Annotated in this window: 19 protein-coding genes; 7 read left to right on the top strand and 12 right to left on the bottom strand. The window is 47.7% G+C overall.

Annotation, left to right across the window (positions count from 1 at the left end):
* Window positions 1-79: 79 nt before the first annotated feature.
* Window positions 80-325 carry a PepSY domain-containing protein gene (locus M4D81_RS05230; RefSeq protein WP_071221344.1) on the bottom strand — a complete coding sequence of 82 codons (246 nt, stop codon included), beginning with the start codon at window positions 323-325 and terminating at the stop codon, window positions 80-82.
* Window positions 326-559: 234 nt separating this feature from the next.
* Between M4D81_RS05230 and M4D81_RS05235 the strand changes: the two genes are divergently transcribed.
* Together M4D81_RS05235 and M4D81_RS05240 are read left to right on the top strand one after the other, a co-directional pair.
* Window positions 560-1,078 (top strand): cupin domain-containing protein, encoded by a 519-nt coding sequence (locus tag M4D81_RS05235; protein WP_260064831.1) that lies wholly within the window; start codon window positions 560-562, stop codon window positions 1,076-1,078.
* A gap of 25 nt (window positions 1,079-1,103) precedes the next feature.
* Window positions 1,104-1,832, top strand: a complete 729-nt coding sequence (locus M4D81_RS05240; RefSeq protein WP_260064833.1) for a class I SAM-dependent DNA methyltransferase — start codon at window positions 1,104-1,106, stop codon at window positions 1,830-1,832.
* 114 nt (window positions 1,833-1,946) lie between these two features.
* Here the strand turns inward: M4D81_RS05240 and M4D81_RS05245 are convergent, their stop codons facing one another.
* The 6 genes from M4D81_RS05245 to M4D81_RS05270 form a co-directional block, all read right to left on the bottom strand.
* Window positions 1,947-3,422 carry a DEAD/DEAH box helicase gene (locus M4D81_RS05245; RefSeq protein ID WP_260064835.1) on the bottom strand — a complete coding sequence of 492 codons (1,476 nt, stop codon included), beginning with the start codon at window positions 3,420-3,422 and terminating at the stop codon, window positions 1,947-1,949.
* 211 nt (window positions 3,423-3,633) lie between these two features.
* Window positions 3,634-3,819: a hypothetical protein gene (locus tag M4D81_RS05250; RefSeq protein ID WP_260064836.1), complete on the bottom strand. Its 186-nt coding sequence runs from the start codon at window positions 3,817-3,819 to the stop codon at window positions 3,634-3,636.
* A 215-nt stretch (window positions 3,820-4,034) separates the two neighbouring features.
* Complete coding sequence (locus M4D81_RS05255) at window positions 4,035-4,910, bottom strand: radical SAM/SPASM domain-containing protein (RefSeq protein ID WP_260064837.1); 876 nt, start codon at window positions 4,908-4,910, stop codon at window positions 4,035-4,037.
* 302 nt (window positions 4,911-5,212) lie between these two features.
* Window positions 5,213-6,637 carry a M56 family metallopeptidase gene (locus M4D81_RS05260; protein WP_260064838.1) on the bottom strand — a complete coding sequence of 475 codons (1,425 nt, stop codon included), beginning with the start codon at window positions 6,635-6,637 and terminating at the stop codon, window positions 5,213-5,215.
* An 8-nt stretch (window positions 6,638-6,645) separates the two neighbouring features.
* Window positions 6,646-7,020, bottom strand: coding sequence for a BlaI/MecI/CopY family transcriptional regulator (locus M4D81_RS05265; RefSeq protein ID WP_260064839.1), 375 nt, complete (start codon window positions 7,018-7,020; stop codon window positions 6,646-6,648).
* 261 nt (window positions 7,021-7,281) lie between these two features.
* Window positions 7,282-7,509 (bottom strand): glycine zipper domain-containing protein, encoded by a 228-nt coding sequence (locus M4D81_RS05270; RefSeq protein ID WP_071221351.1) that lies wholly within the window; start codon window positions 7,507-7,509, stop codon window positions 7,282-7,284.
* Between the two features lie 247 nt (window positions 7,510-7,756).
* Here M4D81_RS05270 and M4D81_RS05275 point away from each other — a divergent pair, with 247 nt between their 5' ends.
* From M4D81_RS05275 to M4D81_RS05295, 5 genes are all read left to right on the top strand, one after another.
* The gene (locus M4D81_RS05275) at window positions 7,757-8,779 is read left to right on the top strand and encodes an ABC transporter substrate-binding protein (RefSeq protein WP_260064842.1); all 1,023 of its coding nucleotides are present in this window, start codon (window positions 7,757-7,759) and stop codon (window positions 8,777-8,779) included.
* A 22-nt stretch (window positions 8,780-8,801) separates the two neighbouring features.
* Window positions 8,802-9,911, top strand: coding sequence for an ABC transporter ATP-binding protein (locus M4D81_RS05280; protein WP_260064845.1), 1,110 nt, complete (start codon window positions 8,802-8,804; stop codon window positions 9,909-9,911).
* Entirely contained in the window at window positions 9,908-11,563 is a 1,656-nt protein-coding gene (locus tag M4D81_RS05285) for an ABC transporter permease (protein WP_260064847.1), read from the top strand. The genes M4D81_RS05280 and M4D81_RS05285 overlap by 4 nt, the downstream gene beginning before the upstream one ends.
* 139 nt (window positions 11,564-11,702) lie before the next feature.
* The gene (locus tag M4D81_RS05290) at window positions 11,703-13,403 is read left to right on the top strand and encodes a sensor histidine kinase (protein ID WP_260064849.1); all 1,701 of its coding nucleotides are present in this window, start codon (window positions 11,703-11,705) and stop codon (window positions 13,401-13,403) included.
* Complete coding sequence (locus M4D81_RS05295) at window positions 13,396-14,184, top strand: response regulator transcription factor (protein ID WP_260064851.1); 789 nt, start codon at window positions 13,396-13,398, stop codon at window positions 14,182-14,184. Before M4D81_RS05290 ends, M4D81_RS05295 begins: the two co-directional genes overlap by 8 nt.
* A gap of 98 nt (window positions 14,185-14,282) precedes the next feature.
* On the opposite strand, the gene M4D81_RS05300 is transcribed toward M4D81_RS05295, so the two are convergent.
* The 5 genes from M4D81_RS05300 to M4D81_RS05320 all read right to left on the bottom strand — a co-directional run bounded on the left by M4D81_RS05300 (window position 14,283) and on the right by M4D81_RS05320 (window position 19,791).
* The gene (locus M4D81_RS05300; protein WP_260064852.1) at window positions 14,283-14,834 is read right to left on the bottom strand and encodes a delta-aminolevulinic acid dehydratase; all 552 of its coding nucleotides are present in this window, start codon (window positions 14,832-14,834) and stop codon (window positions 14,283-14,285) included.
* A gap of 95 nt (window positions 14,835-14,929) precedes the next feature.
* On the bottom strand, window positions 14,930-15,787 hold the full coding sequence (locus M4D81_RS05305) for a class I SAM-dependent methyltransferase (RefSeq protein WP_260064853.1): 858 nt from the start codon (window positions 15,785-15,787) through the stop codon (window positions 14,930-14,932).
* A gap of 158 nt (window positions 15,788-15,945) precedes the next feature.
* The gene (locus M4D81_RS05310; protein ID WP_260064855.1) at window positions 15,946-17,067 is read right to left on the bottom strand and encodes a beta-ketoacyl-ACP synthase III; all 1,122 of its coding nucleotides are present in this window, start codon (window positions 17,065-17,067) and stop codon (window positions 15,946-15,948) included.
* 244 nt (window positions 17,068-17,311) lie between these two features.
* Window positions 17,312-18,262, bottom strand: coding sequence for a carbamate kinase family protein (locus M4D81_RS05315; RefSeq protein WP_260064856.1), 951 nt, complete (start codon window positions 18,260-18,262; stop codon window positions 17,312-17,314).
* A 164-nt stretch (window positions 18,263-18,426) separates the two neighbouring features.
* Window positions 18,427-19,791 (bottom strand): tetratricopeptide repeat protein, encoded by a 1,365-nt coding sequence (locus tag M4D81_RS05320; protein WP_260064857.1) that lies wholly within the window; start codon window positions 19,789-19,791, stop codon window positions 18,427-18,429.
* Window positions 19,792-19,841: the final 50 nt, after the last annotated feature.

The following is a 19,841-nucleotide window of genomic DNA, read 5'->3' on the forward strand; positions in this document are numbered from 1 at the left end:
CCACAGATAAAAAACCGAGCGAAACGAGGGCTTCTCCATGTCTCACTCGGTTATTTGCTTTTTCCAGCCTAATACAACCTTAATCCGCGTCGTCTTCTTCCTCCACCTTTAAGATTCTTCCCGATTTTGCGAGAATTTCGACTTCAAACAATCTGTTGTCGGATGTCAGAATAAATATTTCATAAACCAATACGCCGTGCTCCAGATCCATATCGATATGAACGATTTGACCAGGCACACGGGCAAGTGCGATTTCTTGAGCTTGCTGCATGGAGACTCTCTGCCTGGTCATCGGCCCTGATACTTGATAGTAATTTCCGTACATTCGGAAGTAACCCCCTCAATAAAAATGTCCGCTCATGTACCATATGAGAGAGGCTGCTCCTTGGTGCCCATTGACGTCGTCTGATAATTACATTCTTCGCGTGGATTCATATCGGCACGATATTTTATATCTTAAATCATGGCCTGAGTATTATTCCGGGAGGAACGTTCCGTTATAATGAACCATAAGGAAAAACATCCCTATTATCCAAAATAACGGATTGAGGTGAGTCATGTGACCGGAAAAACCCTTGTTCATCCTGATGGTCGAACCGTATCTTTACTCGACAGCGGCACAGACGACCAAGGAGACTATCTCTTGGTACAACATACGATTGTTAAGCAAGGTCCGATGAACGGCCCGCATTGGCATCCGGTTCTGCAAGAAACATTTACTGTACAAGAGGGGCTTATGCGATTTGTGATTGACGGAGAAGAGACGATCGTTGAGCAAGGGGGGCAGGCCCGCATCCTTCCGACTCAGATTCACCAATTCTGGAATGTTAGCAAAGACCGACTGATTGCCCTGCATGAGATTCGCCCTCCGGGACAACATTGGAACATGTTTGAGCTTGTTCACAAATTGGAATGTGAAGGCAAACTTAACAACAAGGGGATTCCGTCGAACCCCTTATGGCTTGGTGCCGCTTGGAGAGTTATGGATGGGTACCTCGCGGGACCGCCCCGGATTTTGCAGACGGCTGTGTTAGGTGGATTAGCACGGTTGGCTGATCTTCTGAAATATCGAGTGTAAGGATCATTCCAAGCAGGAGGTGCCTATGAGCTATAACGGATCCGATTTTTATGACAACGATACGAATTTCGAGAACTACATGCAGCGACGGCAAGGGCAGGAGAACGCCAACGATACATTGGAGAAGCCCGTCATCTGGCAGCTGCTGGGAGATGTCTCAGACCAGCTTGTATTAGACCTGGGTTGCGGCGATGCTGGCTTTGGGGTGGAATTGCTGGAAAAGGGATGTGCATCATATGTAGGAATCGAGGGTTCCCGTAATATGGTGAAAGCCGCTTCGAACAATCTCGCCGGCTGCAACGGAACCGTTGTACACACGAGGCTCGAAGACTTTACATATCCCCGCGATTCCTATGATCTGGTGCTCTCCAGGCTCGCTATTCATTATCTGCAGGATATCGAGCCCGTCTTTCAGTGCATTTATCAGAGCTTGAAGCCAAGCGGCAGGTTTGTCTTCTCCGTCGAGCATCCCGTCATTACCTCCACGCTTCAACCGTCCGGTACCAGAACGAATTGGGTGGTGGACAACTACTTCATCGAAGGCTACCGGGAGCAGCAATGGCTCGGCGGTACCGTTCACAAGTACCATCGAACCGTCGAGGATTATTTCAGGGCGATGCAGAAAGCCGGCTTTATCGTGGAGCAGCTTAGGGAATCCAGTCCCGTGCGAGAACATTTCATAAACGAGGAAACCTATGAGCGCAGGCGCAGAATTCCACTGTTCCTGTTTCTGGCAGGGAGAAAGAGCACGTAACTCCCATTCCATTCCGAAAAAAAAGCACCCTTCCACATCACGAGTGGAACAGGGTGCTTCTTAAGTTTAGGATGATTGTCAGGGATGCAGGGAACGCCTACGCATCCTTTCCTCTTACTGGGGTCTGCCGGTCTTGCTTCCCTTATTGAATCCACCGGACTTGCGCTTACGGGCTTGACCATCCTTAGGGTTATGAACCGCTTCCGCTTTGAACTTACGTGCCATCTCTGAATACGGATTAAGAACAGCTTCCGCCTTCGGGTTACGTGCCGAATTCGCGCTCGAATGGCGAGCCGCGTCTGATTTCGGTTTACGAGCCATGTCGGTCTTTGGCTTACGGGTGGCATCGGCCTTCGGTTTAGCAGTTGGTCTAACTGCTGCTGATTTGGCTCTGCCGGGCTTGGCCGAGCCCGATTTCGGCGATCTGTCTACCTTGGCGGCTCTTAATGATCCCGACATCGGGAAGGCATGATCCTTCACTTCGGGAATGGACTTGCCGATTAACTTCTCGATATCCCGGAGAAAAGGCACCTCGTCCACTTCGCAGAACGATATCGCCGTTCCGCTCAGTCCCGCACGCCCCGTCCGGCCAATCCGGTGAACGTACGTTTCCGGAATGTTCGGAAGGTTAAAGTTAATGACATGCGACAGCTCGTCGATATCAATGCCTCGCGCCGCAATATCCGTAGCCACCAGAACCCGGGTCTCCCCGCTTTTGAAATTTTTGAGTGCCGTCTGGCGGCTGACCTGCGATTTATTCCCGTGAATGGCTTGTGCCGAGATGTTCACCTTCGTCAGGTCACGCACAACCCGGTCAGCCCCGCGCTTTGTACGTGTGAAGACCAGGGCCGACACGATGGATGGGTCCTTCATCAGCTCATTCAGCTGCTTCTGCTTATTTCCTGTTTCCAGCAGGTACACCGATTGCTTGATCCGTTCGGCCGTTGATGAAACCGGCGTAATCTCTACTTTTATAGGGTTTTGCAATAAGGTTTTGACAAGCTGGGTAATCTCCGCAGGCATCGTAGCCGAGAAGAACAGCGTTTGTCTTTTGCTCGGCATTTTGGCGATAATTCGTTTTACGTCATGAATAAAGCCCATATCAAGCATCCGGTCGGCCTCATCCAGCACCAGAATCTCCACATGCTGCAGATCGACACGCTTCTGATTCATGAGATCCAGAAGTCTGCCTGGCGTAGCAATGAGGATGTCCGCTCCTTGCTGAAGCGCCCGCTCCTGTGTTTTTTGCGAAACGCCGCCAACAATGGCCGTCGAACGCAGCTTTGTGAACTGACTGTAGGCTTTCACGTTATCCGAAATTTGCAGGGCAAGCTCCCGTGTCGGCGACAATACCAACGCGCGAATACGGCGCGCCATCCCCGGTTTAGGGGGCTGTTCGTTCAACAGCTGAATCATCGGCACCGAAAAAGCGGCGGTCTTCCCTGTTCCGGTCTGCGCGCAGCCCAGCAAATCTCTGCCGGCCAACACAGCCGGGATCGCCTGAGCCTGAATAGGCGTTGGCGTCTTGTAATTCTCCTTTGCTAAAGCCTTGAGAATCACGGGGGATATATTTAAATCTTGAAATGTCATGGGGTCTCCTTTAAGGTGAATACCTATATTGTCTCATCACGTAACATGGGGCATCTCATATAGAGTCTCCACAAGCCGTTCCTTTACGTCATAACATATAACGATACCATACATTAGTATAAAAAAAGAAGCGGAATTTTTCTCCGCCTCTTGTTTCGGCTATTATCTACCGCAAAATTTCATTCAACTCACCTTCCTTTGGACATTGATTTTACTTATTCAAGAAGAAAATTAGGAATATGATAAATATTGCTATCATCGTAGTTAAGCATCCTGTTTGATGACCAATCAATGTTTTTCCAATGGATTGTGAGAAATTTAAAAGTGCATTTTTTTCATACTCTTTCCTTAGTTTGTTCTCAAGTTCTTCCCGTTCATGATCACGGTTGTTATTCATATATATTGCCTCCCCGAATTCCGCTATTAAGTAATTCAAAGGGTAACTCCAGCTTGAAAAATCATGTTTATCCAATTATAAGGTGAATATGCGAAAAACCCATAATAAACTAAATAATTACACAAAAAACGATCCAATTATATTATGGATCGTTTTTTATGACGGCACTGTTCCTATTTTCTAAACTTACACTACGTCTTTATATCCAGTTCCAGTTATGCCCCAAACCGCTGCCGATACCCGCATTTTCTGCATAGCTCCTCAACAGCTTCCCGGCGTGAAAATCCATCTACAAGATTGTTCGCCCGCTCCCCGTCAACGATCTCCGAGAATGACTTCTGATGGATATTGCCCAAGTTGATGACCCCTTCCCCATCCAGGCAGCACGGCACGACCGTCCCGTCTACCAGAATGGCCGCCTGGCTGCGAAGCGCATGGCAGAAGCCTTTGCCTTCATCCTCCGGGGCTGTCAGACTTGGCCACTGAAACTCATAATCCTGGTTCAGGTAGACGCGTTCGGCTACCCTTACGCCACCGCCGGGTTCAACCTTTTCCTCGATGCGGTAGTCCAAATTGAATTCCTGCTCCAAAATTTCGAGTGTCTGGCGATTGCGGCTCTTCTCTAGGTTCGTTTGGTTGTCCTGGGTCAGATTCCACAAACGGAACGAGAAGATGACTTTATGCTCCTCGGCAGCACGAACAAAGGAAAGAATCTCCCGCAAATATCCCTCCCGATTCGTGGAGCCCTCGTGACCGTCAAAACTGTGAAGCGAGAAGTTCATCTGTCTCAAAGCCGGCTTGCCCAGCAGCTTATGCCGGTTCTTCGCGATCAACGTTCCGTTGGTCGTAATGTTGACCTTGAACCCTTTTTCATGGCTGATATCCAGCAGCTCATCGATCTTCGGATGAAGCAGCGGTTCTCCCTTCACATGCAGATAAATGTAACTCGTATGCGGCTTGATCTCATCCAATCTTCTCGCAAAGTCTCCCACCTTAATGAAGTTGGCCTTACGCTCTGTCGGCGGGCAGAACGTGCAGGCCAGATTACAGATGCTCGTGATTTCTATGTAAACTTTCTTAAACGTCTTCAAGATGTTATCCCCAATCCCTTGTCTATGATCGCATGATTTGCTAGCTAGGTCGCTTGCGAATCCTTCATATCGTACCATAGGCGGGCTTATACAGCTACAACTACTGATGCTATCAGATGCCATTATGTATGAAGTGAACAAGAGGGTTCGCCTCTTCTTTAGTTTTATCAACCCATCTTATTGATAAGTAGTGTACAAACCACAAAAAAAGCACTGCCCTAATGACAGTGCTTTTTGTAAAAAATGACGGTTTCTTATTTATCAAAAATTATACTCGGCAAGTTCTTCAGGCGTTATAAATCTTACCGTGATGGAACTACCTGGGGGAGCTCGTGTGGATCATCTACAAGACGAGCTTCTTGTGGAGGAGTTACAATGTTGTTTCCTTCATGCTCAACAACAGGTACAGGACGAGCTTCTGTTGGAGGAGCTACAACAGTGCTTCCTTCATTCTTAACTTCAGCCACAGGACGAGCTTCTGTTGGATAATCAACAACATCATTTCCTTCATTCTCAACGACAGCTACAGGACGAGCCTCTTGGGGATAATCCACGACATTGCTTCCTTCAGCGACAGCCACGAGACGAGCTTCTTCTGCCTGAGCTACAACATGGTTTCCTTCATTCTCAACGACGGCTTCAGAAGGTACCGGCCTAGGGGCCGCTTCTTGTGGTTGAGCTTCAGCATGACTCTCCTCATTTCCAATGACTTTGGGCGTATGGTTAGAAGCCCATGCCGCTGCGGATGTGCTAATTGCAGCAACCAAAAACACCGCTGTTATCGTGAGATACATCGTTTTCTTTTTTTGTTTCTTTACATTCAGCATCATCATTAGTCTCCTCTTTAATTGTTTGCCGTCACCGGATAAGGAGGCACAAAATTGCACGGGTAAATTCCTTGATCCTGCCATGACGCTTAAAATCGTCTCCCCATAGCGTTTTCGCTCGGCATGGGACATCTCTTTTACGACTTCTTCATCACAAGACAGCTCGCTCCATATATGAATGTCCTTGCGAAGAATGTGCACCAAAGGGTTAAACCAATGTAAGGCGCTTGCTCCGAGCGTGAATGCTTTGACCCATAAATCTTTCCGTTTCAGATGGATCAACTCATGTCGGATCACCATGTCCACGTTAACGGTATTCTCTATAGGGAGATAAATGGTTGGTTTCCATAGGCCGACAAGAACAGGACTCCGAATGATGGAGCTGTAGGCAAGCCTGACATTGCTTTTCACACCAAGGGCTTCCTTGATGAAGGAGAGCTGTTTGGCAGCTTCGCTGCTTGTCGGAACGGTGGTACGTGTATGTTCTAGTTTCTTTAAAAATCTGCGATAACAATACATCTGCCATGCAGCAAAAGCTATAGCGCCGACTGCCCATAGGACAATCAGGGGAAGTGCTATGTTTGCTGATATGGTCTGATCTCGGATGAGCGGCTCCGGATGAATCCCTAAGTATGAACCGGGCAGCGCATGCTGCACAGTAGAAGGCAACTCGTTCACGATGGGAACGGTTGCTGTTGCATTGAATGTAAAAAGCGGCGAGATCCACTGAATACCAAGGACTACGGGTAAAAGATAAAAGCCTATTGCCATTTTGTTCATTCCATAACGCCACTTTGTAGGAAAGGCATTGACGGATACGATCCGCAGGACAAGCATGCTGGCTACGACGGCACTTCCAGCAGCGGTAAGGGTAAACAGCACTTCAAGAATCGTATTCATAAGCCCCCCTACTTTTGCGAAAACCATTGCTTCAGCTCTGCAATATCTTTATCTGAAAGCTTTTCGCCGTCATACAAAGCTGAAATTAGATTTTTAACCGAGCCTTGATATAATCCGTCCAGAACATGCTGCGTTTCCATAAGCTTATAATCTTCAGGCGAAATACGAGGCGTATATCTATTGGTCCGCCCATCCCTCGTAGCCGTGAGTGCCCCTTTGTCCACCAAACGCGATAGGAAGGTGGAAATGGTCTGTGCCTTCCATTCTCTTCCTCTCTGGGCAAACAGAGCGAGTAATTCGGTGGATGTTACAGGCGGCGTACACTCCCAAATCACCTCCATTAGCTCCATTTCGGTATCCGATAATTTTTGAACCTGGTTCACGGTGAACACCTCTTTACGTCGTTATGCGTCCATAACGAACTTAATCACTACACGATGTAGTGATTATAACCTACTACATCGTGTAGTGATATGTCAAGTAAAGGAAGTTGAAATTTTCCACTACATTGAACCTATACGTAAAATTAAAGAACCGCGCGAGAGCGCGGTTCTTATCTACAAAACAGCTCAAATTATCGAGGGCACCTATTTTCCTTGGGTCCTCTTATTTTGTATTCGTACAGATGGTAGTGTTAACGCCGTTTATTTTGAATCGTTGTCGTCATTGTCTACAGCGTCGCCAGCTTTGTTTCCCAATGCTGCGCCTGCGATACCGCCGGCAATCGTGCCGATTGGACCCAGAACGGAACCTACAGCAGCACCCACGACGCCGCCGCCAGCTGTTCCTAAAGCTTCTCCAGCTTCAATATCCATGTTGGTCGTGTCGCGGTCAGAATCAACCTTTTGATTACGATCGTTTTTATTAGCCATCCATCTCACTCCCTCAACATTGTGATAGGAACAGCTCCATCTTGCCAGACGTTGTTCCAAACCATATCTTGCCCTAAAGAGTCTAAAAGAATTCTTTAAAAGTATATCGACCCAGATCTCTTTCTACTCCAAAATAGGTTGCGTATTTTAGACGATGTTTGCGGATTATGGGATTATGTAAACGGTACCAAGCTTGCTACAATGAACATGCAATTACGAAATGAACTTTGTTCAAGGGGGATTATACATGAAAAAGCTGTCGATTTTACTGTTAACCTGCGTGTTGATTATGGGGACGCTAAGCGGTTGCGGAAGCAGCGAGTCCGACTCGGCTTCGTCTAATAAACTCGTCATCTACAGTCCGAATAGCGAGGAGATCATCAAGACCATCATCCCGATGTTCGAGAAGCAGACCGGGATTACGGTTGAGCTTGTAACGGCTGGTACCGGCGAAATTATTAAGCGCTTACAGTCCGAGAAGCAAAACCCTTACGCTGACGTGATGTTCGGCGGTTCTATGGCCGGTTTCCGTGAAAATGAAGCTTTATACGAGCCTTACGTATCACCTGAAGACAAGAACTTAATGGAAGGTCACCGCAATACGTCGGGCTTCGCTACTCCTTATATCTCGGATGGCAGCGTGCTGCTCGTGAACAAAAATCTGATCGGCGACATCAAAATCGAAGGTTATGCGGATTTGTTGAACCCGCAGCTCAAAGGGAAGATTGCTTCCGCTGATCCGGCAAGCTCAAGCTCCGCTTTCGCCCAGTTATCCAATATGCTGAAAGCGATGGGTGGCGATTATGAGAATGAACAAGGCTGGAACTACGTCGGTCAACTGATCGAGAACCTGGACGGCAAAATCGCGAGCGGTTCCGGTGCTGTTCACAAAAGCGTGGCAGACGGTGAATATGTGGTCGGGCTTACCTATGAAGACCCTTCCAGCACCTATGTAAAGAACGGCGCTCCGGTAGAAATCGTATATCCAAAAGAAGGCGCTGTATTCCTGGATGCGGGATCTGCCATTATCAAAGATGCGCCGCATATGGACAACGCCAAGAAATTCATCGACTTCATTCTGTCTCAGGAAGCGCAGGATGCATTCGGCACGCAATTAACGAACCGTCCGCTCCGCCAGGGTACGAAGCTTGGGGATCACATGAAGCCTTATGAAGAGATCCACATGATTGATGAAGACACAGACTATGTCAGCGAGCATAAATCCGAGATCGTTGAGCGTTATGTCGATTTGTTCACTAGCGTTAAATAAACTATAGAATCAGGTGACAACCATGAGCGTAACCATAACCATTCAAGACTTAATCAAAAAATACGGCGACACAACCGTCATTCCCGAGCTGTCCCTGGAGATTAAAAAGGGTGAATTCTTCACCCTTCTCGGGCCTTCCGGGTGCGGCAAGACGACCCTGCTGCGCATGATCGCCGGCTTCAACAGCATTGAAGGCGGAACCATTCATTTTAACGAGCGCGTTATTAACCAGGTGGAACCGGGCAAGCGGAATATCGGGATGGTCTTTCAGAGCTATGCGATCTTCCCTCACTTAACCGTCAAAGGAAACATCGCGTTCGGACTGGAGAATCGAAAATTATCCAAAGCGGAGATTAACGCCAAAGTGGATGACATCTTAAAGGTCGTTCAGATTGAGCCTTATAAAGATCGTATGCCGAAGAATCTGTCCGGCGGCCAGCAGCAGCGCGTTGCGCTAGCCAGAGCGATCGTTATCCGCCCGGATGTCCTGCTGATGGATGAGCCTCTATCCAACCTGGATGCCAAGCTTCGGGTCGACATGCGTAACGCCATTAAAGACATTCAGCGAGAAGTCGGGATTACCACCGTCTACGTTACGCACGATCAGGAGGAAGCCATGGCGGTATCCGACCGCATCGCGGTCATGAAATCCGGCGTGATTCAGCATCTCGGAACGCCACAGGAGATTTACCAGCGTCCTGCAAACGTATTCGTTGCAACCTTTATCGGCCGTACCAACATTCTTGGCGGTACATTAACCAAATTGGCAGACAGCTATGTCCTGCACTTCGGCTCCGGTTATATGGAAGAGCTGTCTAACATCGAGGTTCCGAAATCCGATGCCAAGGCTGATACACTTAACGTTCAAACCTCGGTTCGGCCGGAAGAGTTCATTCTAACCGAGGACCAAACCGGCATGAAAGCAACCATTGTGCACAGCGTATTTTTGGGGCAGAACACCCATTATTTTGTGGACTTGTCGTCCGGTCAACGCGTGGAGATCACGCAGGAATCGAAAACGTCACAGATCCTCGAGCCTGGCCAAGTCATCTATCTTAAAGTGAAAAAAGAGAAGATCAATGTGTATGATGCGGCAGGCGAACTGAACTATACTAGGGGCGCTCGGCTATGAGAGAGTCGCGCAAACGATTTGACGTCTGGACCAACATTTCGTTACTGATCTTTGTGTTCTACATTCTTTTTCTCGCTCTGCCTTTGTTTACGATGCTGTTCAAGAGTGTGTACAACGGAACGACAGGCGATTTTTCCCTCGCCTATTTCACGAAGTTTTTCAGTAAGCCCTATTATTTAAACGCGCTGTTCAACAGCGTGAAAGTCACCGTCAGCGTAACCTTGCTTGCCGCCATTATCGCAACGCCGCTGGCCTACATCATGGCAACGGTGAAGATTAAAGGCAGTTCGGCCATCCGGGTCATGATTCTGATCTCCTCGATGTCGGCTCCTTTCATTGGCGCTTACTCCTGGATCCTGCTGCTGGGCAGAAGCGGCGTCATTACGAAATTCGTTAGCAGCACATTCGGCATTACGATGCCGGATATCTACGGATTTACGGGGATCTTGGTGGTCCTAACCTTGCAGATGGTTCCTCTGATCTTCATGTATGTATCAGGCGCACTGAAGAATATGGATCAATCGTTGATGGAAGCAGCCGAGAGCATGGGTTATACAGGCTTAGGCAAAATGCGCAAAGTGCTCCTCCCGCTCATTACGCCAACCCTGCTGGCAGGCGGCCTGCTCGTCTTCATGCGTGCGCTTGCCGATTTTGGTACGCCGATGCTGATCGGTGAGGGATACAAGACCGTGCCTGTGCTGATCTTTAACGAGTTCATCAGCGAGGTCGGCGGCGATGACGGCTTTGCGGCGGCAATCAGCGTCATTGTCGTTCTGTTCGCCACCACGATATTCCTGCTGCAAAAATTCGTAGCCAATCGCAAATCCTTTACGATGAGTGCACTGCATCCGATCGAAGCCAAGAAGAAGAAGGGCATTGGCAATATCGCGGCTCATGCGGTTATCTATCTGTATACGTTAATCGCGCTGCTGCCGCAGCTCTATGTCATCTATACTTCGTTCCTGAAATCCAACGGCAGAATCTTCGTTGAAGGGTTCTCGCTCCAAAGCTATCAAGATGCTTTCAGTAATATTGGCGGCGTCATTCTGAACACGTTCTTTCTGGCCATCGTGTCGCTGGTCGCCATCATTCTGTTAGCGATACTGATTGCTTACGTAACCGTTCGAAGAAAGAATGCATTAACGAATACGCTGGATATCTTCACCATGTTCCCGTATATCGTTCCGGGCTCCATACTCGGGATTGCTCTATTGATCACGTTCAACAATAAGCCGCTTGCGCTAAGCGGAACAGCCGTCATCATGATCATTTCGTTTGTCATCCGGCGGCTGCCTTATACGATTCGATCCAGCGCGGCCATTCTGCATCAGATTAACGATGGGATCGAGGAAGCGGCGATCAGTCTGGGCGCTTCCCAGATGAAGACGTTCTTCAAGATCACGCTTCCAATGATGCTGGCAGGCGTCGTCTCAGGCGCGATCTTAAGCTGGATTACCATCATAACCGAACTAAGCACTTCGATCATTCTGTATACAGGCAAAACCAAGACCGTAACGGTTGCCATCTACACCGAGGTCATCCGCGGGAACTACGGCGTAGCGGCAGCGCTGTCAACCATTCTTACCGTCATTACGGTCGTGTCGCTGCTCGTCTTCCTGAAGCTCTCCGGACAAAAGGAAGTTTCCATGTAATGTGAAGAATTCATAACAAAAGACTACATCCAAGTCGGCACCTGCAGCATGAAGGCCGGCTTGGATGTATTTGGATTATCTGCGGTTACCACCAGTCAGTATAATAGGATCGAGGGCCTTAACGCAGATGGAGGGCAGCATGAAACCAACACATTATCGCAACTTCAAGGAATCAACCCGTCATTTATTTCGAATCTATACGATGATCCCGTTCTCCATCTTAATCATATTGTTTTTGGTGTTCACGATTATTAACGGCAGAATGAACCTAACCCAAAAAACGACCGAAGCCGCCCAGTCCATCAGTCAGTCCATATCCGGCATGTATCAGCAGTACGACGAGGAGATTCACCGGATGGCCGGTTCTCCCACCGTGATCAATTATGTAAGCTCGCATCTGGGCAGCGAACAAGTGTACTCTGCCTTCTATGATTTCAACAACCGGCAGAAGGTCAAGAGTATTTTTCATATCGTCAATACGGACGGGGTCTTTCTGGCAAGCTCCGCCCCGGCGGATGCACTGTATTCCAATTTTGCCTTCGGCAATCTCATTCATCGGATCGATCAGCGGCCCGGCGACACGCTTACCGAAATGAACAGCTTCCGCTATTCGCATGACCGCGATACGAGCTACACGTTTGGCAAAGCCATCGTGAAGGACAAGCGAACGATAGGCTATATCATCTATCAGCTGTACGAATCCGACATTCAGAAGATGATTTTCGAACAAAATAATGAGATTGCCATGATCACGGATGAACATAACACCATCATTGCCACGACCAGCAATGTAACCAAAGGCGTTCTCAACAAATTTAGTCCCAAGCTCGATAACAGGGGACATGTTCTGCTGAACGAAGGCAAGTATTATATGTATGCCAAACGAATCCCTGACACACCGATTCAAGTCATTACGCTGAACTCCTATAAATCGGAGCAATACACCTATTATACGGTGTCTTTCTTTGTCCTTGCGGCCAGCCTGCTGCTGTGGGTGTTGATCCAGTTCCTGGCGAACAAAATGTCGACACGAAATTCCGAATCCATCGATAAATTAATTCATGCCTTGGCACAGCTGCGCGAAGGAAACTTCAATGGCTATGTCGATATTCAGACGAATGACGAGTTTCAAATTCTGGGCGATGAGTACAATGTGATGCTGGATCGGTTGAAAGAATTGATCGAGAAAAATAAAGAGCTGTCGGAGCTTCGCACCATTATTGAGGTGAAGCAGCTGCAATCGCAGTTCCATCCGCATTTTATTTTTAATGTTCTGGAAACCCTGCGCTATGCCATTAAGATCGACGCCAATCAGGCTCAGGACATCGTGCTGATTCTATCCCGCTTGCTAAGGTACAGCATCGGACATGATCGCAATGTTCAACTGAAGAATGACATGAATTATGTGCGGGATTATCTAAAGCTGCAGCAAATTCGGTTCAATGATCGGCTGGAATATCGGATTACCGTAGCGGAGGAAACACTGGATGTATACGTCCCCAAGCTTCTGCTGCAGCCGATTATCGAAAACGCTATCAAATATGGCTATGAGAATCAAAGTGATGTGCTGATCGAGATTAACATCTACACCTCTACCGGCAAGCTCATTCTCGAGGTTCGCGACAACGGGCAAGGCATGAGTAAAGAGAGACTGCAGGAAGTGAATCAGATTTTGCAAAGCCAGACCAACACGACGCAGCATATCGGGCTGTATAACGTTCACCGTCGTTTAGTTCTCCTATATGGTGAAGAATCCGGCATCCACATTGACAGCGCGCAAGGAAAAGGCACCTGCGTGGCACTAACAATTCCTTACGAATGGAGTGGATATCATGTTTAAAGTACTGCTGGTCGAAGATGAGGATATGATTCGCAGGGGCATCCGGTTCAGCATCGATTGGGTTCAATACGATTGCATCGTCATTGAGGAAGGGCTGAATGGTCAGGATGGTTACGAGAAGATCTGCGAGCTCAAGCCGGATATCGTTATAACCGACATCACCATGCCGATCATGGATGGCATCTCGATGATTCGGGAAGGCCTCAAGCAGCATACCTTCAGCAGCATTATTATCTCCGGTTATAATGAATTCCACCTTGCGCAGCAGGCGCTCCAGTTAGGCGTGAGCGAGTTTCTGGTAAAGCCCCTAGAGGACGAGCAGCTGGTCGCGGCACTCGAATCGGCCAAAGCTAAAGTGGATTTAATCCGCAAATATGAAGTGATCTCGAACCATCCGCAGGAAAAAGAAGAGATTCTAAACAGCAAGTTTCTGGAGAAGGAAACCAAAACCTCGAAATACGTGGCCAAAATGATCGCCTATGTACAGGAGAATTATGCCAAGAAAATCAGCATTCATGATCTCGTGGAGGAGATCGGCTTAAGCGCCTATTACCTGAACCAGAAATTCAAGGCAGAGACCAGCTATACGTTTAATGAATTTCTCAATCGTTATCGGATCCAGAAATCGATCGAATTACTGAAGTCAGGCAATAACAAAGTTTATACCATCGCGCAGGATATCGGATTTAGCGACTACAAGTATTTTATAAGCATCTTCAAAAAATACGCCCACGTCACGCCAAGTCAGTATCAGGAGTATTTCGAGGAGAAGAATGGATAGAACGGGTAATCCAGATACTAGAGGTGGTCGATCGTACTTATACTTGCACACACCCCTGCTAGACATGAGCAGGGGTGTGGAATCTTTATCTATGACTGCTATCGTTCATACAAACGGTACATCGATAGTTCATCACTCATCGCTACAGCTTGCGCAAAGGCTTCCTTTACGTCCCTGCCCTGCTGAACGATCTCATAGAACAGCCGCAGAACGAACATCAGCGCATCGTTGCCGTCCGGATAGTCATCCGGCCCGATATACATCTTGCAGCCCCGCTCCAGGAAAGCTTCAGCCAGTGCTGGGTCCCCCAACGAGCAGCCATTCGCGATCACCGTCTTCCCGTCCAGCTTCGCATAACGCCGAATCTCATCGGCCCCGAAGTCGCCCTTTGGCTCCTCTTCCTCATATACCTCTTCGCCGAGCTCCGGCATGATCAAGCTGCCTTCATCCCCGTGAAAATTCAACAGGATCATATCGGTGCCATCATATACATCGTCACCTGACAAGACGGGGATCAGATCATTCGACCTCCCGATCCAGTATGTAAAAACGCGCACCCCGAAACACTCCAGAGCCGCCCTTACCGCTTGGCTCTCCATATCGCAATCCGGTCCGACGACCAGAGCGACCTGCATAACCGGCTTACTCACTTCTGTATCAACTCCTGACAATTAGATAGATTTGGAATTGGATCCCCATTCTATTATTGCCGGCAGCATTTCCTTTTTCAACCAGGCGCGGTTCATCACACTTTTCTCAGTATCATCCACCATTGCTTATCATACGAATCGACTTCGATCTCTTCCAGACCTAAATTCGCTTCGCTGATCCAACTTCTAGCCAGTTGTATATAGTCGTTGTGAAATTCGGAGGAATAACCCATTTCATCATATCCTGCATAAGTAATGTTATCGAATATCATGTATCCTCCTCTCTTTAACTGTTTACAGCTTGTGTCCATGAGTTGGATAAACGCTTGATATGCTGCATCCTTTAATATGCCTTTTCGGTGATAATCCATAACAGCTTGCAGCATTAAAGGTTCTATTGTCCACCAATCTTGATTTACGGTATCCATGCCCTCACGATCAGCGATAATGGTCTGGATGATATCGTTAATAGCGTGATGAAAAGCGACAACGTCAAAAGAAGACTCAGGATAATATAGACCAATATTTGCTGCATCGTCCTCAACAACCTGTATGTTTATGTCCATCCCTTTCGTTTTCTCCTGAAAGTTTTGTGTCAAATCCTTGTTGAGATTGGCAGTCACATAGGACCCCGCTTCACGGGAATAGGCGTCTACAGCCTTGGGAATGTAAATGACATCGCCTGCACCGACTTCCAAAAGACTTAAAGCACGGGGCATGTTCAGCTCCTTGAAGAGATTCTGCCAAGATGCCGAATAATACAATTGAAGATATTCGAATACCCTCTCCTTGGATATATCTATTGGTACTGCTAATATGTCTTTCAATTTGTTTTCCAATTGGTCTACGTTCATCTGTTCTAATTCAGAAATCATGTCCTGTGAAAAGTCACGTTTCAGAATATCGTTAAACACGCCGGCACTCATTTTCTCTGCTAGTGTCTGCATATCCATTAGCGTATCCCTCTCTTCGTATAGTTTCTAGAGTATATTCGAATTCATGGTGTTTTTTCCTCTTTATATTATTGAAAAGAAGAATCTTTCATGTACGTGATGATGGCTGTTTATATGAGGGAAATTAAAGATGCCGTCTGATGATGGCGTCTTTCTGTTTACACTACGCTCAGCAGCATAATCGAGGTCTGGAATCTACCGCTTTCGGGAACGATGCACAATACCTGCTCTCCCTCAGCGAGATGCCCTTCATTCATCAGCTCCTCAAGCATAATATAGATCGATGCTGCGCCCGTGTTCCCTTTCGTATATAAATTCGTAAACCATTTTTCTTCCGGAATCCTCACTCCGCCAAGTTCCAGTAACCGGAAGATTTCATCTCTGAAAAAATGCGATGAATAATGGCACACCATCCAGTCAATTCTCTCAGGGTCAATTCTCCCTTCCTCCACTAACTCCAATAATCGATTGGTGCCTACCTTTGTTATTTCATTGACAAGCCTTACATCCTGCTTTAGATTTAGAGCTCCTTGATCGGCTGCTTCATGAATGGAAGGATAGTCCAGCCAGGAAGGAATTCCATTCTCTTTACTCATGCCTGAATACATACAGACCTCATATTGGTTCGCATAAGACTGGTTATCGATCCATTCAATACGCAGTGATGGTCCATTGGAGGAAGGCTCATTTTGCAATACGGTTGCTCCTGCCCCATCCGAAAGCATAAACCGTAAGAAATCCGTGTCAAAAGGCACCCGGTTATTGCTATAAATCCCCTGTGCTTCAAATTTCGTATGTTTAAATTCGCGACTCAAAAACTCGCTGGAACAGGCAATGGCTGCTCGATGCTCACCAGCTTTTATATGTACATACGCATTCTTGAGTGCATGCATCCCGCTGGCGCATAAACCGGAATGAGATGCAATTTCCATAGGGGGTAAACAAGTCTCTGCATGCACCATACTCGCAAACCCTGGCAGGAGCAAATCTGCTCTTGTTGTACCTGTCGCAAGGAAATCGATATCTTGATCGGTAACGTTACCGTTTCGTTCCAAAGCATCCTGAATGGCCAGAGAAGCCATCTCAGCGTTGGTATATAAACTCTTTTGCTCTTTATCCATGGCATAATATCGGGACCGAATTTGATTCTTCTCCAGAATAAGTCGTTTGGTTTTGGAAGACTTTCCTCCAATCTTGCCAAGATAATCTTCCATCTCATCGTTACTAACCGGAGAACCAGGGAGAAATTTTCCCACACTTGTGATATAAACGGAATTCATAGCACACCTCGCAAATATAGAATTTGGTTAATACTGGTATATTATATTGATATAAATACAAGATATGACCCAGTGTTAAGAGAATATATCGGTGCCTGATGACCATCGATATCCATAGATAAATTCGAATATCATCGCAAAGAAACCCGAGAGAGGCACTTTTTTCAAAGTATCCTCTCTCGGGCCATGTTCAACCAAGTAGATATAGCTGTTCTGGCGGTTCTTTGGCCACCAGCTTGCGCCATTAACTCACAATATGAGTGCCCGCCTGTTTCCTGATGGCATCGCTTAAGCTTTCCGGGTTCGTAATGATGACTCGGCGTCCGGGTTTCTTTAGAAAATTAAGACTCGCCTCAATTTTGGGGAGCATGCTGCCTTTCGGGAAATGCCCCTCTTTCACATACTGTTTAATCTCTTCAACGGTGACCTCCTCCAGTGCCTTCTGATCCGGCGTACCGAAATTCACGAATACTTGGGGCACGCCCGTTGTAATGATCAGCGTTTTGGCATCTACCTGCTCTGCCAATAAGCTTGTGGCGAAGTCCTTATCAATCACCGCATCGATGCCTTCATAGGTATGGTCCTTCGTCTTGATGACAGGAATACCTCCTCCGCCGACGGCAATCACGATACAGCCGGACTCGATCAGCGAACGGATGGCATCCTTCTCGACAATATCAATGGGAGCCGGTGAAGGAACAACCCTTCGATATCCGCGGCCCGAATCCTCAATCATCACCCACTCGGGATGCTCGCGTTTTAATTCCTCGGCTTGCTCCAGGGAGAAGAAAGAACCCACCGGTTTGGATGGATCCCGGAAATTACGGTCGGCTTCGCTAACCTCAACCTGTGTAATGATGGTCGCTACTTTTTTCGTGATGTTACGCTGGATAAACTCATTCGTTAACGCCTGTTGAATTTGGTAGCCGATGCCGCCCTGCGTGTCCGCCACGCAGTTCACCAGCGGAACGGCATTCATGCCGATGACCTCGGAAGCAACCTCGCTCCTTCGCAGCTCGAATCCAACCTGCGGCCCGTTTCCGTGGGTAACGACCACGTTGACGCCTGCTTGCACCATGTCCGCAATGTTGGCTGCAATTTCACATACCGCTTCGTATTGATCCTTAATCGACTCGCGGCCATTATCCTTGACTAACGAATTACCGCCAATGGCTACAACTACAAATTTATCCATGACTACCTCCTGGTCGATCAACCGATGACTCTGGCTGAGTGATCCTCTATAAACGAGCCATAAGGCGCGCCGATAATAACGAGTCCTATATGAAGAATCCCAGCTTTCTTGGCACGCCAGAGACCTTAGATGTTTCGTAAAGACGTGTTAACATTTGAATGGAATTATGGCATTGCAGCAATTATGGTCTCTTTCAAGCTCTTGGCTCTACCATGATCCGGATGAATAGCTTGTGCTTGTTCAATCAACCTCATGGCCTGATCCGGCTGATTAAGCGCTAACAGGCTACTGGCTTTTTCGCAGTAATAATCCGCATGAGCCGGACCGCATTGAATAGCTTGATCCATCGCTTCGATCGCTGCCGCATAGTTACCAAGCAAATTCAGAGATTGCCCCTTATGATAATGATATAGCGCATTGGTGCGGTCATACGTAATTGCATTGTCTATCGTATCCGCAGCCTCTTGGTGCTTACCCAGCGATCTCAAGCTGTTCGCCTTGTGGAAGTAAAAATCATAACGCCAAGGCTGCTGGGCTAACAGCTGATCCATCACGATGACGGCTTCCTCGTGCCTGCCCAGTTCTCTTAAATAATTGGATTTATGATAGCGGTAGAACGTCTCCTCCGGCTTCCGCTCAATCGCTTTGTCATATTCGGCAATGGCTTCTTCCGGATGTTTCATCATCCGATAAGCATTGGCGGTATAGAAATAGAAGTCGAGATCGCCGGGATCAAGCGACAGGGCTTGATTGTAAGCAGCCAGAGCCTCATCATAACGTCCTAATTCTCCGGAACAGTAACCTTTGTAGTAGTAGAGGTCATTAGGATTCCCCTCTTGCCCCAGCGCATTGTCTATGATCGTGATGGCTTCCTCGTACTTCTCTGCCTTCACCAGCTCTTTCGCTCGTTGGATGCTGTCCGTGATAATTACGCTTTGTTTATTCAGAATCTTTATTACCTTATGCTGCTTCATCTCTGCGGCATGCTGGAGAGATGACTTTCCGTCCCGATCCTTCAGGTGCACGTCGGCCCCTGCTCCAACCAGAAGCTGAATGATTTCGGAGTACAGCCGGCCCCCGTTTCCAAGAATGACAGCCTCCAGCAGGGCGGACCAACCCAGATTATTCACATGATTAACGGCAACGCCTGCTTCCAGGCAAATCTGAACGGTTCTTAAATATCCCTTTTCGCTTGACGGCAGCAACGTTGTACCACCAAACCGGTTCACGCTCGTGATATCCGCTCCTGCTTGAATAGTCAGGCGCAGGATTTCATGAAAGCCGTTAGCTCCTGCACATAGGTATGGGGTTAACATGGTGATGTCTCTTGCATTCACGTCGCTGCCGGCTTCAATTAACTTTTTGGCAAGGGAGACCTGATTTTTCTGAGTTGCAGCCATTAGTGCCGTCCGGCCCTGGCTGTCCTTGTGATGAACATCGGCACCACGCTTCAATAACTGCTCTACTGCAGCCAAATCTCCCCGGTCGCATGCCAGAATGAGTTCGTCATTCATCGCTTCAGCATTCATGGAGTGACCTCCTCATTTTAATGTTTTCAATCTTGTCGTTCAGATCTGCA

The sequence above is a fragment of the Paenibacillus sp. p3-SID867 genome, from assembly GCF_025142895.1.
Taxonomy (GTDB): Bacteria; Bacillota; Bacilli; order Paenibacillales; family Paenibacillaceae; genus Paenibacillus_AQ.

Coding starts and splice junctions, on each gene's coding strand:
- M4D81_RS05295 (WP_260064851.1), top strand. CDS start 13,396: ATGTTTAAAGTACTGCTGGTCGAAGATGAGGATATGATTCGCAGGGGC.
- M4D81_RS05285 (WP_260064847.1), top strand. CDS start 9,908: ATGAGAGAGTCGCGCAAACGATTTGACGTCTGGACCAACATTTCGTTA.
- M4D81_RS05250 (WP_260064836.1), bottom strand. CDS start 3,819: ATGAATAACAACCGTGATCATGAACGGGAAGAACTTGAGAACAAACTA.
- M4D81_RS05315 (WP_260064856.1), bottom strand. CDS start 18,262: ATGGATAAATTTGTAGTTGTAGCCATTGGCGGTAATTCGTTAGTCAAG.
- M4D81_RS05230 (WP_071221344.1), bottom strand. CDS start 325: ATGTACGGAAATTACTATCAAGTATCAGGGCCGATGACCAGGCAGAGA.
- M4D81_RS05310 (WP_260064855.1), bottom strand. CDS start 17,067: ATGAATTCCGTTTATATCACAAGTGTGGGAAAATTTCTCCCTGGTTCT.
- M4D81_RS05305 (WP_260064853.1), bottom strand. CDS start 15,787: ATGGATATGCAGACACTAGCAGAGAAAATGAGTGCCGGCGTGTTTAAC.
- M4D81_RS05270 (WP_071221351.1), bottom strand. CDS start 7,509: ATGGCTAATAAAAACGATCGTAATCAAAAGGTTGATTCTGACCGCGAC.
- M4D81_RS05245 (WP_260064835.1), bottom strand. CDS start 3,422: ATGACATTTCAAGATTTAAATATATCCCCCGTGATTCTCAAGGCTTTA.
- M4D81_RS05240 (WP_260064833.1), top strand. CDS start 1,104: ATGAGCTATAACGGATCCGATTTTTATGACAACGATACGAATTTCGAG.
- M4D81_RS05320 (WP_260064857.1), bottom strand. CDS start 19,791: ATGAATGCTGAAGCGATGAATGACGAACTCATTCTGGCATGCGACCGG.
- M4D81_RS05290 (WP_260064849.1), top strand. CDS start 11,703: ATGAAACCAACACATTATCGCAACTTCAAGGAATCAACCCGTCATTTA.
- M4D81_RS05260 (WP_260064838.1), bottom strand. CDS start 6,637: ATGAATACGATTCTTGAAGTGCTGTTTACCCTTACCGCTGCTGGAAGT.
- M4D81_RS05275 (WP_260064842.1), top strand. CDS start 7,757: ATGAAAAAGCTGTCGATTTTACTGTTAACCTGCGTGTTGATTATGGGG.
- M4D81_RS05280 (WP_260064845.1), top strand. CDS start 8,802: ATGAGCGTAACCATAACCATTCAAGACTTAATCAAAAAATACGGCGAC.